Source organism: Methylophilus sp. 'Pure River', from assembly GCF_046765995.1.
Taxonomy (GTDB): Bacteria; Pseudomonadota; Gammaproteobacteria; order Burkholderiales; family Methylophilaceae; genus Methylophilus.
Window position 1 is genome coordinate 58621 of record NZ_JBKOUE010000008.1, and the last position, 16309, is coordinate 74929.

At 49.0% G+C, this 16309-nt stretch carries 13 protein-coding genes; 10 read left to right on the forward strand and 3 right to left on the reverse strand.

The window, feature by feature from the left end; all coding sequences use genetic code 11:
- Nucleotides 1-10: 10 nt before the first annotated feature.
- Together zigA and pqqA are read left to right on the forward strand one after the other, a co-directional pair.
- The gene (gene zigA, locus ACIDE9_RS10735) at nucleotides 11-1243 is read left to right on the forward strand and encodes a zinc metallochaperone GTPase ZigA (RefSeq protein WP_411994751.1); all 1233 of its coding nucleotides are present in this window, start codon (nucleotides 11-13) and stop codon (nucleotides 1241-1243) included.
- 139 nt (nucleotides 1244-1382) lie between these two features.
- Complete coding sequence (pqqA, locus tag ACIDE9_RS10740; protein ID WP_081624291.1) at nucleotides 1383-1454, forward strand: pyrroloquinoline quinone precursor peptide PqqA; 72 nt, start codon at nucleotides 1383-1385, stop codon at nucleotides 1452-1454.
- Between the two features lie 89 nt (nucleotides 1455-1543).
- On the opposite strand, the gene ACIDE9_RS10745 is transcribed toward pqqA, so the two are convergent.
- A complete protein-coding gene (locus tag ACIDE9_RS10745) occupies nucleotides 1544-4543 on the reverse strand; it encodes a PAS domain S-box protein (protein WP_411994873.1) in 3000 nt (999 codons plus the stop codon).
- A 491-nt stretch (nucleotides 4544-5034) separates the two neighbouring features.
- On the opposite strand from ACIDE9_RS10745, the gene ACIDE9_RS10750 reads away from it, so the two are divergent.
- Together ACIDE9_RS10750 and ACIDE9_RS10755 are read left to right on the forward strand one after the other, a co-directional pair.
- Nucleotides 5035-5349, forward strand: coding sequence for a hypothetical protein (locus ACIDE9_RS10750; RefSeq protein WP_411994753.1), 315 nt, complete (start codon nucleotides 5035-5037; stop codon nucleotides 5347-5349).
- Nucleotides 5350-5522: 173 nt separating this feature from the next.
- Nucleotides 5523-6224 (forward strand): OmpW/AlkL family protein, encoded by a 702-nt coding sequence (locus tag ACIDE9_RS10755; protein WP_194754326.1) that lies wholly within the window; start codon nucleotides 5523-5525, stop codon nucleotides 6222-6224.
- Between the two features lie 101 nt (nucleotides 6225-6325).
- Here the strand turns inward: ACIDE9_RS10755 and ACIDE9_RS10760 are convergent, their stop codons facing one another.
- Nucleotides 6326-7159: a class I SAM-dependent methyltransferase gene (locus tag ACIDE9_RS10760; RefSeq protein WP_411994755.1), complete on the reverse strand. Its 834-nt coding sequence runs from the start codon at nucleotides 7157-7159 to the stop codon at nucleotides 6326-6328.
- Nucleotides 7160-7383: 224 nt separating this feature from the next.
- On the opposite strand from ACIDE9_RS10760, the gene ACIDE9_RS10765 reads away from it, so the two are divergent.
- Complete coding sequence (locus tag ACIDE9_RS10765) at nucleotides 7384-8451, forward strand: YdiY family protein (protein ID WP_411994757.1); 1068 nt, start codon at nucleotides 7384-7386, stop codon at nucleotides 8449-8451.
- Nucleotides 8452-8622: 171 nt separating this feature from the next.
- Nucleotides 8623-9564 carry a ribosome biogenesis GTPase YlqF gene (gene ylqF, locus ACIDE9_RS10770; RefSeq protein ID WP_411994759.1) on the forward strand — a complete coding sequence of 314 codons (942 nt, stop codon included), beginning with the start codon at nucleotides 8623-8625 and terminating at the stop codon, nucleotides 9562-9564.
- A gap of 16 nt (nucleotides 9565-9580) precedes the next feature.
- Here the strand turns inward: ylqF and ACIDE9_RS10775 are convergent, their stop codons facing one another.
- Nucleotides 9581-10771, reverse strand: a complete 1191-nt coding sequence (locus tag ACIDE9_RS10775; protein WP_228519886.1) for a GGDEF domain-containing protein — start codon at nucleotides 10769-10771, stop codon at nucleotides 9581-9583.
- A gap of 204 nt (nucleotides 10772-10975) precedes the next feature.
- On the opposite strand from ACIDE9_RS10775, the gene ACIDE9_RS10780 reads away from it, so the two are divergent.
- The 4 genes from ACIDE9_RS10780 (at nucleotide 10976) to ACIDE9_RS10795 (ending at nucleotide 16267) form a co-directional block, all read left to right on the forward strand.
- Nucleotides 10976-13003, forward strand: coding sequence for a UvrD-helicase domain-containing protein (locus ACIDE9_RS10780; RefSeq protein ID WP_411994761.1), 2028 nt, complete (start codon nucleotides 10976-10978; stop codon nucleotides 13001-13003).
- Nucleotides 13004-13081: 78 nt separating this feature from the next.
- Nucleotides 13082-14167 (forward strand): GDP-mannose 4,6-dehydratase, encoded by a 1086-nt coding sequence (gmd, locus tag ACIDE9_RS10785; protein WP_411994762.1) that lies wholly within the window; start codon nucleotides 13082-13084, stop codon nucleotides 14165-14167.
- 3 nt (nucleotides 14168-14170) lie between these two features.
- Nucleotides 14171-15148 carry a GDP-L-fucose synthase family protein gene (locus tag ACIDE9_RS10790; protein WP_411994763.1) on the forward strand — a complete coding sequence of 326 codons (978 nt, stop codon included), beginning with the start codon at nucleotides 14171-14173 and terminating at the stop codon, nucleotides 15146-15148.
- A gap of 87 nt (nucleotides 15149-15235) precedes the next feature.
- Nucleotides 15236-16267 carry a TDP-N-acetylfucosamine:lipid II N-acetylfucosaminyltransferase gene (locus ACIDE9_RS10795; RefSeq protein WP_411994765.1) on the forward strand — a complete coding sequence of 344 codons (1032 nt, stop codon included), beginning with the start codon at nucleotides 15236-15238 and terminating at the stop codon, nucleotides 16265-16267.
- The last annotated feature ends 42 nt before the right edge of the window (nucleotides 16268-16309 follow it).

A 16309-nucleotide genomic window follows, 5' to 3' on the forward strand; every position in this document is an offset into this window, starting at 1 on the left:
AGGATGACCTATGAAAAAACTGCCAGTCACGGTACTTTCCGGCTTTTTAGGCGCGGGTAAAACCACCCTACTCAACCATATCCTCAATAACCGCGAAGGCAAGCGTGTCGCAGTGATTGTCAACGATATGTCCGAGGTGAATATCGATGCACAACTGGTGCGTGACGGTGGTGCAGCCTTGTCGCGTCAAGAAGAAAAACTGGTTGAGATGAGCAATGGCTGCATTTGCTGCACCTTGCGCGAGGACTTGCTGATTGAAATCACACGGCTGGCCAAAGAAAACCGCTTTGATTACCTGTTGATTGAAACCACCGGCATTTCCGAACCCTTGCCCATTGCAGAAACCTTTACCTTTGCAGATGAAGACGGCGTTTCGCTGGCAGATGTCGCCCAATTGGACACCATGGTCACCGTAGTAGATGGTTATAATTTTCTCAAAGACTATGGCTCGCAAGATATGCTGGGCGACCGCGGCCTCTCGCTGGGCGAAGAAGATGAACGCACGGTGGTTGACCTGCTGGTTGAACAAATCGAGTTTTGCGACGTGTTAGTGCTGAATAAAACTGACTTGTTAACCCTGGAAGAAGTCTCCAGGCTGGAAGGCATCCTCAAAACGCTCAATCCACGCGCGCAGATTATCCATAGCAGCTTTGGCAAAGTGCCGCTAAATCGCATCATCAATACCGGACTATTTGATTTTGATCAGGCCGCTGAAGCGCCAGGCTGGCTGCAAGAACTACGCGGTGAACATGTGCCTGAAACAGAAGAATATGGCATTTCGAGCTTTGTGTACCGCGCCCGCAAACCGTTTCACCCACAACGATTGTGGCAGTGGTTCAATCAAGAATGGCCTGGCGTTGTCCGCTCCAAAGGCCGCTACTGGATCGCCTCACGGCCAGAGTTCTGCGCCACCTGGTCGCAAGCCGGTGCCGTCACACGTACCGAGCTGGCAGGCATGTGGTGGAGCGCAACACCGCAAGAATACTGGCCACAAGATGAAGAAAGCCTGCAACATATCCACTCGCGCATACAGGCCCCTTATGGTGACCGCCAGCAAGAGCTGGTAATTATTGGCATGGGGATGGATAAAGCCGCTCTCTTTGCTGCCTTCGATGCCTGCCTACTGACAGAAGCAGAGCTGGCATCTGGCATGGATGCCTGGCGGCAACTCAGCGACCCGTTTCCGCAATGGTCAATGAATAGACAGGACGAGTCACCCGAGCTAGTCGCAGATGTTTCTTAATCGATATCAGCAAACTACGTAAAATCATGAGCTGTTTTTACGGATTGGCTTCAGGGTGGTTTTGAAACAGGTAGGTATAGTGTGAGTCATACAAGTACATCAACACGGTGTACTACCAAACAACCTAAAGGAGACTATCATGTGGACTAAACCAGCTGCGACTGAAATGCGTTTTGGCTTTGAAGTGACTATGTACGTCATGAACAAATAATCAGGATTCATCTCAAACTTTGAGATGTACCTGAACAAAAAACCGCCGAATTCCGGCGGTTTTTTATTGCCTAACAACAAGGCTCCCCTCTAAAACTGTGCCCACTCACCATCATCCGTGCCTGTACGTAATTTTCCTGAGCGCTGCATATTCACACTGACAGGTGCTTTACTGGCGCGCGCATGGATATGGCTCACGGTGGAACGTTTGTCGGCACTGCTTTCATGCCCCAGTCGAAAGGCACTTACGGCACGGACAAGGCTTTCAGCCTGATCAACCAACGACTCTGATGCCGCTGCCGCCTCTTCAACCAAGGCAGCGTTTTGCTGTGTGACCTCATCCATCGTCATGACGGCCTGATTCACTTGGTTAATACCAGTGCTTTGCTCAACAGAAGCAGCAGCAATTTCACTCATAATATCCGTCACCTGCTGTACCGAAGTAACCACCTCTTGAATCGTCTTTCCGGCCTCCTCTACCAATTGGCTGCCTTTTGCAGTTTGGGCGACAGAGTCATCAATCAGCACTTTAATCTCCTTGGCTGCCTCGGCAGAGCGTTGGGCCAAATGACGGACTTCGGCAGCCACTACAGAGAAGCCGCGACCCTGCTCGCCAGCACGGGCCGCTTCAACAGCCGCGTTCAGGGCCAGGATATTGGTCTGGAAAGCGATACTATCAATGACCGAAGTGATATCCTCAATCCTTTTCGCACTTTCATTCATGGCGCTCATGGTTGTCACAACCTCACCAACCACATCACCGCCTCTCACTGCGACTTCTGAAGCTGCAGTTGCCAGCTGACTGGCTTGTTTGGCATTGTCGGCATTCTGTTTAACCGTCGCGGCCAACTCTTCCATGCTGGCAGCCGTTTCCTCCAGGCTTGATGCCTGTTGCTCAGTGCGACTGGAAAGGTCATTGTTACCAACGGAAATTTCATCCGCAGCCGTATTAATCATCACCGTCGCTTCACGTACTTGCAAGATCACTTCGCTCATCTTGTCGATGATTGCATTCACACCTTCACACAAAGCAGCAATATCGCCTGTTTTGCCCTCGAGCGATACGCGGCGACTTAAATCGCCAGCCTTGGCGCTCTCAATAATCGCTTTAGTTTCTTGCACTGCGCGGGCCAATGCCTGGGCACTTTCATGCTGTTCGGTAATGTCTGTTGCATATTTCACGACTTTAAAGGGTTTGCCATTCATGTCCAGAATCGGGTTATAAATGGCCTGCATCCACATCACAGCACCGCCCTTACGGATGCGCTTCACTTGCCCAACTTGCGCCTCGCCGCGTCGTAAAGCCTCCCAAAACGCCTTGTAATCATGGCTAGAGCGATAAGCAGACTCCACAAACATGCTGTGATTTTTACCTAAAACTTCCTGTTCGGTGTAGCCGGATAATTGCAAAAACAAGTCGTTTGCCGAGGTGATAGTGCCATCAAGCTCAAACGCAATCACCCCTTGTGTTCTATGAATACCAGAGATTTGACCGGCATTGTCCGCCGCAATCAACTTGGATGCGGTGATATCCATGGTGTAATTGACAATCTTGTAGGGCTTGCCTTTTAAATCATAAATCGGGTTATAAGAGGCCTGTATCCAGACTTCTGCGCCATTTTTTGCAATGCGTTTATATTGCCCCATATCAGAGCCGCCATGCACGAGCTTGTTCCACAAAGATGCATACGCCTCGCTGCCGGCAAAAGCAGGTTCCAGCACCTTGCTCACATGCTGCCCGACCAGCTCATGCTCGGCATACCCCAGCATCTGCAGGTAAGTTTGATTGACCTTGAGCACGGTGCCATCCAGTCCCAGCTCAATCACGCCTTGTGATTTGCCTATGGCTGTAATTTGGCCTTCAAAATCGGCATTGCGGAGTTTTTGCGCCGTGATATCGGTGGCATACTGCACCACTTTATAGGGCTTGCCATCGGCATCTAAAATCGGGTTGTAGGTTGCATCCAGCCAGATTTCCTGACCCTGCTGACCTATGCGTAAACACTCACCAGCGATTGACTCACCGCGCGTTAACCGTTGCCAAAACGCCTGGTGATCGCCACTGCTGACAAATGCGGGCTCAACCAGTTGGCTATGCGGCATGCCGACCAGCGCATCACGTGTGTAGCCCAGCACAGACAAGAAAATATCATTGACGGCAAGGATATTGCCTTCCAGGTCAAACGCCATCGAACCGGTAGAACGGTTAATCGCCGCCAGTTGATTTTCAAACAATGCGGCTTGCTCGCGGGTTTCTATCGCCGATTCTTTTAGCGCGTTTTCGTTCACACTCAGCAAGGTCTGCATTTTCTTCAACGCTTGCAGCACCTCGCTGAGCTCATTGCTACCGCGTGCGTCAATATAAGTGCTGTAGTTGCCAGTCGTGATTTCTTTCACCGCATTCAGCGTTTGCGCCAGTGGCTGGGTAACAGAGCGTGCAATGATCATCGCCAAAGCGAGCAACACGGGTAAGGCCAGGCCCAATCCGGCAAAAGACGTGGCTAGCGATTGTGCGTGATTGGCCACATCCAGTCCGGTTTGCGCCGCCAGCAATGCAAAAGCCGTGGCCGCCAGGCCCACCAAGCGTTGCTTGACGGTAATCGCACCCAGCCTATTTTTTAATTTATTCACCCAGGACACGCTGACCACTTTTCCATCGACAATCGCCAGACCCTTGGCATTGCCTGCATTGAATAGTGCATAGGCGGCAGAAGCCTCTTCAATTTGCGCGCGCGTTGGTTTTCGGCGCGCCGATAAGTAGCCCACCACTTGGTTGTTTTCTGTCACTGGCGTCGCATTCGCCACCACCCAATAAAAGTCGCCATGCTTGGTGCGGTTTTTCACCAGCCCTGTCCATGGCTTACCGGCTTTCAAGCTGCGCCACATATCGGCAAAGGCGGCAGCGGGCATATCCGGGTGGCGTACAATATTGTGACTGCTACCAACCAGCTCAGCTTCGCTAAAGCCGCTGACTTGAATAAAATCCTTGTTGGCATAGGTAATCACGCCCTTGAGATCTGTTCTCGTCAACATAAACTGGGCATCATCAAACTGGACTTCTGTGGCAGTGACTGGCAAATTTAATTTCATCATCTATCGCTTTCTATCCCTGAGTCATTGAGACAATTTAATTTAATAATGGAGAGTCAATCCGCCCCTCATTGCACTCATGCCCATGGTTTTACATGTGCATGGCTTGCAATTAAAAGACTGCTTGAACCTCTGCTTCTCCCAGCTAGATAGCCGTCACGTTTGACACAAAATCACGCTGGCTGATATCCGTTTTTTCTGTTAGACATGTCAGAATTTGTCTTACAAAAAACATAACTTTTATTTTTAAATACAATAACTTAATTAATAAATTACATATTGAGGTAGATCAATAAATCTGCTGAATCATCGACCAAATTGACACTCAAGCCGTCTGGCTGATATTTATGGATGCAGGAACCTAATGCCATGACAGCTTACTAACCACGCATCATCGGCAATTAATCGTGACCAGCCAATATCAAGCCCGAAGGCATTTTGGCTTTATAATCGTGTCGAAATGTTGTTATGTCGTTTTTATGGAGTCTCGCATGCGTTTACAAGCCCTTTCTGTTCTACTCTTGATCGCCACACTGAGCCAGCCAGTGTTTGCTCGCAATATCAGTAATGAGCAAGCCGAAGCGGCTAAAGCACGGGATGCGGTGGGCGATGCCATGAGCAAGCTCAGTGACCTTGAGCAAAAAATTAAATCCCAGGAAGCCCTGGTTGCACAGGAACAAGCGAAGTTACAGCAATACCAAGCCGATAAAGTGCAGACAGAAAAAGACCTGGAAACCAAAAAGTCTATTTTTGAGCAAAAATCCAAAGTGCTGGATGACGCCTGGAAACAGCGCAACGACTATTAGTTTTAGCAGAGCACTCCCTCGCGGATAGCCACGCAGCGCTATCCGCATCCCCATCACCCCTTAGGTGTACATGCGCAGCACAAAGCCGTGCTGAGTTGATTTGGGTCAATACCAGGTTTGGCGAGCAAACCTACAATGACCCTAAATTCAATGCACCTAATGGAGTGATCACAATGAAAAAAACCGCAATCAGTTTTATGTTGGCCGCCTTGTTGCCTGCCACCAACGCCTATGCCGAACAAGGTGACTGGGTAGTTCGCCTGCGTGCAACCAATGTCAGCCCCAATGAAAGCAGCCGCCTGGGCAGTACGGTGAACAAAGCGGTAGGCGCCAATGTGATGACGCCTAGTGCTGACCTGAAAGTCGACAGCAACACCATCCCTGAATTGGATATTAGTTACTACTGGACCAAAAACATTGCAACCGAGCTGATTCTGGCGCTGGGTAGCAAACATGATGTCAAAATCAGCGGTGACAGCGCGGGTGTGGTTGGTAACCAGCATTTGGGTAGTATTGATGCATTGCCACCGACACTCACCGTGCAATGGCACTTTAATCCAGACCAGACCATAGACCCGTATGTAGGCGCAGGCTTGAACGCAACGTTTATGCTGGACCGTAACCTGCGTTTTACTTCTGGTGCGACTGCAGGCGAGAAAATCAAAATTGACCGCAGCAGCTTTGGCCCTGCCCTGCAAGCGGGTGTAGATATCAACCTGAAAGATGGCTGGTTATTGAACGCGGATGTGAAATACGTCTGGATGGATACCGACGTCGAAATGAAGAGTGCAACCACTGGCAACCGCTGGGCAAAAATCGACTCTCTGGACATTAACCCTTGGGTAATCAGCTTAGGGGTCGGCAAACGTTTCTAAACTGGATATTTTAAAGTCTCTTCCCTGGGGCATTAATGCGCTCCATTCACCTCTGACGCCACCCCAGTGTCAGAGGTTTTTTTATATGCGGAGAGACTTATTTACTGAAAGTTGAAGCGCGCAGAAAGACTGGTCAAATTGAGTTGTTCCAGCAACTGTTGTCCGCGCTCGCGTGCACTGCGTTTGCGCTGGCCGGTATATTTGGCAATGATGAGCTCGTTTTTCATTGAGTGTTCCCAGCCTACCAGCTCGGTCACCGTCACCTGGTAGCCGTGCGCTTCCAGCTCCAGACAACGCAACACATTGGTGACCTGGCTGCCAAACTCACGCGTATGGATAGGATGCCGCCACAATTCACTGAGAAAAGTCTGGGCCAGCGTTTCAGCCTTGTGCTGACGCATGACCTCGGCCACTTCTGCCTGGCAGCAAGGCACCAGCACCATAAATTGCGCCTGCTTTTGCAAACCGAACTGGATCGCATCATCTGTCGCCGTATTACAGGCATGCAAGGCCGTGACAATATCTACGGTTTCAGGCAGTTGCTGCGACTGCATAGCCTCGGCCACGGTTAAATGCTCAAACTGCATACGGTCAAAGCCGCACTCTTGCGCCAGTTGGCGTGATTTATCTATCAACTCACCGCGGCTTTCAATACCAATCACCTGTCCGCCAGCGTGCTGCTTGAGTAACAGGTCGTAAAGAATAAATCCCAGATAAGACTTGCCTGCCCCATGGTCAACCAGCACCGGCTGCGACTGTTTATCCATCACTGTCTGCATCAGGGGCTCGATAAAATTAACCAGGTGGTAGACCTGCTTGAGTTTACGGCGGCTATCCTGATTGAGTTTGCCATCGCGCGTCAGAATATGGAGCGCCTGCAATAACGGCAGGGATTGGCCGGGTTTGACCTCGGGAGGCAATTGAGTTTTGACCATGCGTCATGCTGCTTTAAAATATAAGCTGTAAGTTTAACAGCAATGGCTGCTGTTGCCATGACTGCCAACATTCGGGAACTCTCGGCATGGTTCAGGAATCATGACTATAAGCAGTCGATAGACAATAGCCATCAAGCCGGTTATCACTGCTGCAGCGACGCACATGCGCGCTGTTTCAATTCGCTGCTTTCAGCGCTGTTGTTCAATCGTATCAGGGAGTATGTATGTCACATGATTCTGCCAGCATGGCTTTTTTTAATTTACGCAGAAAAATAAAGCCTGCTTTTTCACTGCTGGCGATTTATTCACTGTTCACCAACGCAGCCTTTGCTGATACGGTATGGCTAAAAAACGGTGACAAAATAACCGGTACCATAGGCGTCAAAGTCTCTAACAAGCTCACGGTCAAAACCAGTTACGCAGATGAAGTGAAAATCAACTGGAATGACATTCACAGCATAGATGCTGACAAACCGATGTTGATGCAACTGATGGATGGCAGCATCGTCAATGGCCGACTGGTGCATTCAGACGAAGGCCAAGTCATCCTCGATGAAGAAACCAGCACGCCGCTGGTCGATACCGAGCTCGACGAAATACATTACATCAACCCGACGCGCGACCTGATCGGTGAAGGCTATGTCTGGACCGGCAACCTGAGCCTGGGCGGCGCGTTTAACAATGGCAACAGTACCAATCGCAACATGCAATTTAACGGCGAGTCAGTGTTACGCGGCCTGGATAATCGTTATACGGTACAAGGCTATTACTACTGGGCCGAGGATAACGACCAGCAAACACAAAACAACGCGCGTGTGCGCGGCCAGTATGACCACTTTTTCACAAAAAAGTGGTTTAGCTACCTCAACACCATTCAGGAAAAAGACCGTTTCAGGGATATCAAGCTACGCAGTACCTACGGTGTGGGTACGGGTTACCAGATTTTTGAAGGTGAAAAGCTTAACCTGTCGGTGGAAGGCGGTGTGTCACTGATTAAACAGGATTATTACGAAGAGAGCGACGACAGCCATGCCGCATTGCGTTGGGCGGTGAACTATAACCAATACCTGTTTGACTCCTTTGTACAGGCATTCCATCGCCACGAAGTGTTATACACGCCTAGAAATCCCTCACAAATCCTGGTTTACAGCTCAACCGGCCTGCGCTTCCCGTTTATTTTTGGCTTGAGCGCATCGACGCAGCTTGACTACAACTATGACAGCCGCCCGGTCGATGATCGTGTAAAAGGCGATACGCGTGCACTGTTTACGCTGGGTTATAGCTGGAAATAGCAAGGAGATCGCTGCCACCTGTAAGGAGTGGCTGCTTAAATGTTAAAATAAGCGCTTCATTGTTTTAACTGTCTTTGAATCTCTTTTGTAGAGCATCATGGCATAAAACAATGCGGGGTACGGCAAGGGACATTGATACCGTATTTTTTGAGTTGAAGATGGAGCAAAAATATGGCGATACAATGGTTTCCGGGACACATGACTTCTGCCCGCAAAAAGGCAGAGGAAACACTGGAGCATATCGACGTCGTGATTGAAGTGCTGGACGCACGCGTACCAGCCGCCAGCCACAACCCCATGATTGAGGAAATGCGCAACTTTCGCCAGCGCCCTAACCTCAAAATCCTCAACAAAGCCGACCTGGCTGACCCGCAAGTCACCCAAGCCTGGCTGAATTACTTTAATAAACAACCCAATACCAAGGCGGTCGCGCTGTCGTGTAAAAAGCCTGGCGATGCAAAAAAGATCCCGGGCTTGTGCCGCCAACTAGCGTCACATCGTGGCACGCCGTTAAAACCGTTGCGCATGATGATCATGGGCATTCCCAACGTCGGCAAATCCACCCTGATGAACGCCCTGCTTAACCGCCGCGCGGCCAAAGTAGGTGATGAACCGGCTGTGACCAAAAGCCAGCAGCGCTTTGATTTAAATGATAGCCAGAACATCACCGACACGCCGGGCATGATGTGGCCAAAAATCGAGCATGAATCTGACGGTTACTTGCTGGCGGCCAGCCACGCCATTGGCCGTAACGCCGTGATTGATGAAGATGTGGCCGAGTTTCTGGGCAACCTGCTATTAAAACAGTACCCGGCGTTGATGAATACGCGCTACAAACTGGACGTGATGAAACTGGATGTTGCCACCATGGATGGCATAGACCTGTTGCAAGCCATTGCCAAGCGCCGCACTTACAAGCGTAATGATGGTGAGTGGGATATGGAACGCACCGCCATGGCCTTGCTGACCGACTACCGCAGTGGTGCCATTGGCCGCGTCAGCCTGGAATCGCCACAAAGCCGGGCTGAGATGCTGGCGCTAGCCGCAGAACAGGCTGCGGCGGCGAAAAAAGCAAAAGAAGACCAGGCTACGCCTGAGCCAGATAGCGTATAACCGTTTACGAAAACACTTAGGCAATCAGACTGGCATGCCGCTTGGCAGGCTTACCTGCCTCGGGTGGTTGATTAAGTAGCTGATCAATATTGCTGGCAATGCGGTTACGGCCATTCTGCTTGGCTTTGTAAAGATTCTGGTCCGCCCCCGCAAACAGGCCTTCCAGGCCATAACCGACGGTTTCGGAACTGACAGAGCCAACACTGACCGTACACTTGATGGCCTGTGTATCACTGCTCATGCTTTCCACGCCCGCAATACTCACCGGTGTCACCTCAATAATACGGCGGATACGCTCCGCCAAGATCATTGCCTCATGTTCGCCGGTGTTCGGCATTAAAATACAAAACTCTTCACCGCCATAGCGGCCGATCACATCGCCACCACGCAAAGCGGCACGTATGGTGCCTGCGCACGCTTTTAACACCACATCCCCCACCAGGTGCCCATACACGTCATTGACCTTTTTAAAGTAATCCAGGTCGACAATCAGCATCCCCATCGGCAGGCGGATACGCTGCGACACCGCCTGCATACGCGTGGCGGCTTCTTGCAGGCCGCGACGGTTCAAGACGCCAGTGAGGCCATCCAGCGTGGCGATGGCTTGCAGTCCGGCCTGCGCACGCACATGCATCACCAGCAGCAACAAACTGGTGACGATTGTCATCACCAGCAAGGTAGCACTCATCATATAAGCATGGATGCCCCACTGTGAAAACGACTGCAAACTCTCCTGCTCACTCAAGATCACCTTCACCGCTAAAAAAGCCAGCATCAAGCTGACCAGCGCAAACAGGCTGCAACATAGCCAGAATACGTGCGCGACAAAGTCTTTGCCATGGCCGACCAGGCTGCGGCTACCGTAGCCAAACACCCACATCAACACCAACAGGTTGCTGAGCAATACCCACCGGCTTGGCGCATGCATATTCAGCATCACCGCATTACACGCCAGCAAGGTGGTCACCACCAGCAAGGCCCAATAACGATACACCCGGTAGCCCCTGAACAAGCGGATACCGTTCACAAACAGGCTGATGCCAAGCGCAATAATGGTGACTGAAGCGGCCACGTAAACGCTTTGCGGGCCGAGTATCAAAGAGGTTTGCGACAGAAAGTAAACACAGAGCCCGGCGCCCAAGACCAACAGGCCGCGTACCCAATGCATAATCAGGCTGCGTTGCTGATGGGCGCCAAAGATCAACAAGACCAGAACCAGCGTAAAGGTAAGTCCAATTGATGATAGAATGACACTGTTGAGATCAAACACAGGGGCGGACAAAGTTTGTTTACCTGAAAAACATAATACTATGGTTGAGCGACTATACCCATATAAATGAAGGGGTTAAATAGTCCATACAGGCTAATTCCTACTCCGCTTTTGTTGTTTAGCACAAACCCCTGAAGTCCCATGCAGCATCTACTAAATCCCCCACAGCGCGAAGCAATTCACTACCTTGACGGCCCTCTATTAGTGTTAGCCGGTGCCGGTAGTGGTAAAACACGTGTCATCACGCAAAAAATTGCCTACCTGATTAACCAGGCGGGCTATAAAGGCACCCAGATTGCCGCCATCACCTTTACCAACAAGGCTGCGCGCGAAATGCAGGAGCGCGTCACGCCGCTGCTGGAAGGCAAAAGCGGCAAAGGCCTGACCGTGACCACGTTTCACTCGCTGGGCCTGCAGATCCTGCGCCAGGAAGCGGCACTACTGGGCTACAAGCCACAATTCTCGATTCTAGATGCGTCAGACAGCTTTAAAATCCTGAGCGACATTCTCGCCACGACAGACAAGCAATTGCTGCGCAAAACCCAATGGCAGATTTCCAGCTGGAAAAACGCGTTTGTCAGCCCTGACCAGGCAAAAGCGCTGGCGGATGAAGAAATGGCGCATGCCGCAGCCCGTGTTTACCAGCTTTACCAGCAAACCCTGCGTGCCTACCAGGCAGTGGACTTTGACGACCTGATCAAGGTCCCGGTTGAACTCTTTGACCAGCACAGCGAGATGCTGGATAAATGGCAACGTAAACTGCACTACCTGCTGATTGACGAATACCAGGACACCAACGCCTGCCAGTACAAGCTAATTAAGCAGCTCACCGGCCTGCGCGGTCAATTTACTGCTGTAGGCGATGATGACCAGGCGATTTACGGCTGGCGTGGCGCCGACGTAGAAAACTTGCGTCAGCTCACCACAGACTTTTCAAAACTCAAAGTGATTAAACTGGAGCAAAACTACCGCTCCACCGTGCGTATTTTGCGCGCAGCCAACCAGGTGATTGCCAACAACCCAAAATTGTTTGAGAAAAAACTGTGGAGCGAACTTGGCACCGGCGAGCTATTACATGTCACCGCCACACAAAGCGAAGAACACGAAGCCGAAACCGTGGTCATGAAATTGCAGGCGCACAAATTCGAGCATCGCACCACCTACAAAGATTATGCGATTCTCTACCGCAGCAACCACCAGGCGCGCATCATCGAAAAATTTTTGCGCAACCACAAAATCCCCTACACGATTTCTGGCGGCTCCTCGTTTTTTGATAAAGCCGAAATTAAAGACATCATCAGCTACCTGCGCCTGGTCGCCAATGAAGATGACGATCCTGCGTTCATCCGTGCTGCAACCACGCCCAAAAAAGGCATAGGTAATACCACGCTGGAGCGTCTGGGTGAATACGCCAGCGCGCATAAAATGTCGCTATTTGCTGCCGCCTTTGAAGGTGGTTTTCAACACGACGTCGGTGCTAAACAGCTCGAAGACCTGCTCACCTTCTGCCGCTACATCCAGACGCTACAAGGCCGCGCCGTCAAAGACCCTGCCAACGAAGTGCTCAACGACCTGCTAACCGCCATTCAGTACGAAACCTATTTGTATGACGGCGAAGAAGCGCGCGCGGCTGAAACACGCTGGGGCAACGTCATCGAATTTGTCTCCTGGCTCAGCAAAAAAGGCGAAGGCTCCACAGAATACGGCAATGAGTCCGAAGGCAAAAACCTGCTCGAACTCACACAAATGGTTTCGCTCATCACCATGCTCGAAGGCCGCGAAGACAGCGAACCCGATGCAGTCAAACTCTCCACCCTGCACGCCTCCAAAGGCCTGGAATACGGCCACGTGTTTTTAATCGGCTGTGAAGAAGGCATTTTGCCGCACACAAACTCCATCGATGCGGACCAGATTGAAGAAGAGCGTCGCCTGATGTACGTAGGCATCACGCGCGCGCAAAAATCACTCAATATCACCTGGTGTAAAAAACGCAAACGCGCTGGCGAAATGCAAGCCTGTGAACCCAGCCGCTTTATCGCCGAACTGCCCAAAGACGACGTCAAACACTTCGGCAACCCGTTTAACGGGCCAGACCAGGTACTAAGTAAAGATTATGGGAAGAGCAAGATGGCAAATATCAAAGCGATGCTGGCTAGCAAAACAACATAAGACTTAAAACTCTCCAAACGTAAGCTCAATATTGCTCATGTTATAATCCAAACACTTTTTAACTCAGCAGTTCAAACTATGTCACAAAAAGTCGCTTTAATTACCGGCATCACTGGTCAAGACGGTGCCTACCTCGCTGAACTATTGCTTGGCAAAGACTATATTGTGCATGGGGTTAAGCGTAGATCTTCGTTGTTTAACACAGACAGAATCGATCACCTATATCAAGATCCGCATATTGAGCATCACAATTTCATCCTGCACTACGGCGATCTGACAGACTCTACTAATCTGATTAGAATCATTCAACAGGTTCAGCCAGATGAAATCTACAACCTGGCTGCCATGAGTCACGTTGCCGTTAGTTTTGAAACACCAGAATACACTGCAAATGCAGACGGAATTGGCACACTGCGTATTCTCGAGGCTATTCGTATTTTAGGCCTGGAGAAAAAAACACGCTTTTACCAAGCCTCAACTTCTGAGTTGTACGGCTTGGTTCAAGAAACACCACAAAAAGAGACCACCCCATTTTATCCACGTAGTCCTTATGCCGTGGCAAAAATGTACGCCTACTGGATTACAGTCAACTACCGCGAAGCCTATGGTATTTACGCTTGCAACGGCATTCTGTTTAACCACGAAAGCCCTATCCGCGGCGAAACATTTGTCACCCGTAAAATCACGCGTGCGCTGGCGAGGATTAAACTTAATCTGCAAGACTGTCTATATCTAGGCAATCTGGACTCCTTACGCGACTGGGGCCATGCCAAAGACTATGTTGAAATGCAGTGGCTGATGTTACAGCAAGAGCAAGCTGAAGACTTTGTAATCGCCACCGGCAAACAATACAGTGTGCGTGACTTTGTAAATGCCGCAGCACAGGAACTAGGCATCACCGTCACTTGGCAAGGCAACGGTATAGAAGAAAAAGGTTACTGGGGTGACAAATGTATTGTGCAAGTCGACCCGCGCTATTTCAGGCCCACTGAGGTAGATACCCTATTGGGTGACCCCACTAAAGCTAAAGAAAAACTGGGCTGGGTGCCAAAAACCAGCTTTGAAGACTTGGTTTCTGAAATGGTCCGCGAAGATTACAAATCCGCGCAGCGAGATGAACTCATCAAGCAGCACGGCTATCAAGCCATGGATTATCACGAGTAACCTATGGAAAAGAATGCAAAAATCTACGTTGCTGGTCATCGAGGCCTTGTTGGTTCAGCAATCGTTAAAGCGTTGTTAGGACAAGGCTACACCAATCTAGTGATGCGCACCCATGCGGAACTTGACCTGACCTCACAGCAAGCAGTCATTGCGTTTTTTGCCCAAGAAAAGCCTGAATACGTATTTTTAGCTGCAGCAAAGGTTGGCGGCATTCACGCCAACAACACCTTTCCAGCTGAGTTTATCCATGAAAACCTGGCTATTCAGGCCAACGTCATACACCAGTCATATGTAAATGGCGTGAAGCGCCTTCTGTTTCTAGGCTCTAGCTGTATTTACCCCAAAGATGCACCACAACCAATTAAAGAAGAGCACTTGCTTACCGGCCCTCTGGAGCCAACAAACCGTCCATATGCATTAGCCAAAATTGCAGGCATAGAGATGTGCTGGAGTTATAACCGCCAATATGGCACACATTTTTTGGCTGCCATGCCAACTAATCTTTATGGCCCTGGCGATAACTACCACCCAGAAAACAGTCATGTGATTCCAGCATTGATTCGAAGGTTTCATGAAGCAAAAGTAAATAGTCAAGCCGAGGTTGTGATTTGGGGAACAGGCACCCCCAAGCGTGAATTTTTATATAGCGAAGATATGGCTGAAGCATGCACGCACATTTTAGGCTTAGCGGATCGCGACTTTGCAAGTCTCATAGCCGCTGACAGAAATGATGGCATTCCTCCCATTTTGAATATCGGCTATAACGAAGACATTTCAATCGCTGAATTAGCCGAAACCATTAAAGAAGTAACAGCATACGAAGGAAAAATTGTGTTTGATACCAGCAAACCAGACGGCACAATGCGCAAACTAATGGACTCCAGCAGAATTAACCACATGGGATGGACAGCTAAAACTGAACTAAAAACTGGCTTAAAGGCTGCTTACACTGACTTTATGAACTCAAACGTCGCCTCATAACGTAATTTAATGCGCTATAGACCTTAAGCGCCGGACTCTTTCACAGAAGCACGAACAGCTAGCCATACTCAGGCAGGAACCAGCTCAATGCAAAACAATGAAATATTACACATTTGCAGGCTAGATAAATTTATCCCGCCGTTCATCGACCTAGTTAAAGAAAACTTTTCATTCACAAAACATGCTTTTTTACTGTTTGGAAATCTGCAAACCTTTCCAACCAAGTTAGATAAAAACGTCATTCATATCAATCACGCCTATCAAATATTTGAGCTGATTTTGAAAATGAATACATCAAAAAAAATCATCTTACACAGCCTGTTTAATCCGATTGTTGTATTGCTTCTCTTTTTGCAACCCTGGTTGCTAAAAAAGTGCTACTGGATTATGTGGGGAGGCGATTTATATTATTACGAATTTAGAAACCTATCCTTAAAAACAAATGTTTATGAAAATATAAGGCGTTTTGTAATTAAGAGAATCGGACACTTTGTTACCTATTTCGAAGAAGAGTATGAGTTGGCTCAAAAATGGTATGACGCTACTGGGGTCCACCACGCATGCTTTACATACCCCAGCAACATCTTTAACAAAACTGAGTTATACCAAGGCACCAAGAACTCAATTAACATTCAAGTTGGAAACTCGGCAACACCAACAAATCAACATATGAGCGTGCTTAAAAAATTAGCACCATACAAAGACGAGAACATCAAAATATTTCTGCCATTGTCTTATGGCGACATGGAGTATGCGCAGCAAGTTATCAAGTTTGGCCGTAGTGTATTCGGTGGAAAAATTATTCCTCTTGAACAATTTATGTCACTCAATGAATACCAGAAGTTTTTATCAGATATTGACATTGCGATATTTAACAATAATAGACAGCAAGCAGTAGGGAATATTATTACCCTTCTTGGATTTGGCAAAAAAGTGTTTATGAGATCCGATGTTTCGTCTTGGAAATCCCTTATTAAAATAGGGCTAAAAATTTTTGATATAGATAATCTTGAAATTACCAAACTAGATCCAGATGATGCCAATCATAACAAAACCAAAATATCAGCCTGTTTTTCAAAAACTAATTTGATCAAGCAACTTGAAAGTATTTTCATCTAATTTTTTAGATGAAAAACATACAGTTAGAAACATTTGGACTTT

What these genes read in the sequence shown, in the direction of transcription:
- zigA (WP_411994751.1), top strand. Translation starts at nt 11, where the DNA reads ATGAAAAAACTGCCAGTCACGGTACTTTCCGGCTTTTTAGGCGCGGGT.
- ACIDE9_RS10780 (WP_411994761.1), top strand. Translation starts at nt 10,976, where the DNA reads ATGCAGCATCTACTAAATCCCCCACAGCGCGAAGCAATTCACTACCTT.
- ACIDE9_RS10790 (WP_411994763.1), top strand. Translation starts at nt 14,171, where the DNA reads ATGGAAAAGAATGCAAAAATCTACGTTGCTGGTCATCGAGGCCTTGTT.
- ACIDE9_RS10760 (WP_411994755.1), bottom strand. Translation starts at nt 7,159, where the DNA reads ATGGTCAAAACTCAATTGCCTCCCGAGGTCAAACCCGGCCAATCCCTG.
- ACIDE9_RS10765 (WP_411994757.1), top strand. Translation starts at nt 7,384, where the DNA reads ATGTCACATGATTCTGCCAGCATGGCTTTTTTTAATTTACGCAGAAAA.
- gmd (WP_411994762.1), top strand. Translation starts at nt 13,082, where the DNA reads ATGTCACAAAAAGTCGCTTTAATTACCGGCATCACTGGTCAAGACGGT.
- ACIDE9_RS10745 (WP_411994873.1), bottom strand. Translation starts at nt 4,543, where the DNA reads ATGAAATTAAATTTGCCAGTCACTGCCACAGAAGTCCAGTTTGATGAT.
- ylqF (WP_411994759.1), top strand. Translation starts at nt 8,623, where the DNA reads ATGGCGATACAATGGTTTCCGGGACACATGACTTCTGCCCGCAAAAAG.
- ACIDE9_RS10750 (WP_411994753.1), top strand. Translation starts at nt 5,035, where the DNA reads ATGCGTTTACAAGCCCTTTCTGTTCTACTCTTGATCGCCACACTGAGC.
- ACIDE9_RS10795 (WP_411994765.1), top strand. Translation starts at nt 15,236, where the DNA reads ATGCAAAACAATGAAATATTACACATTTGCAGGCTAGATAAATTTATC.
- ACIDE9_RS10755 (WP_194754326.1), top strand. Translation starts at nt 5,523, where the DNA reads ATGAAAAAAACCGCAATCAGTTTTATGTTGGCCGCCTTGTTGCCTGCC.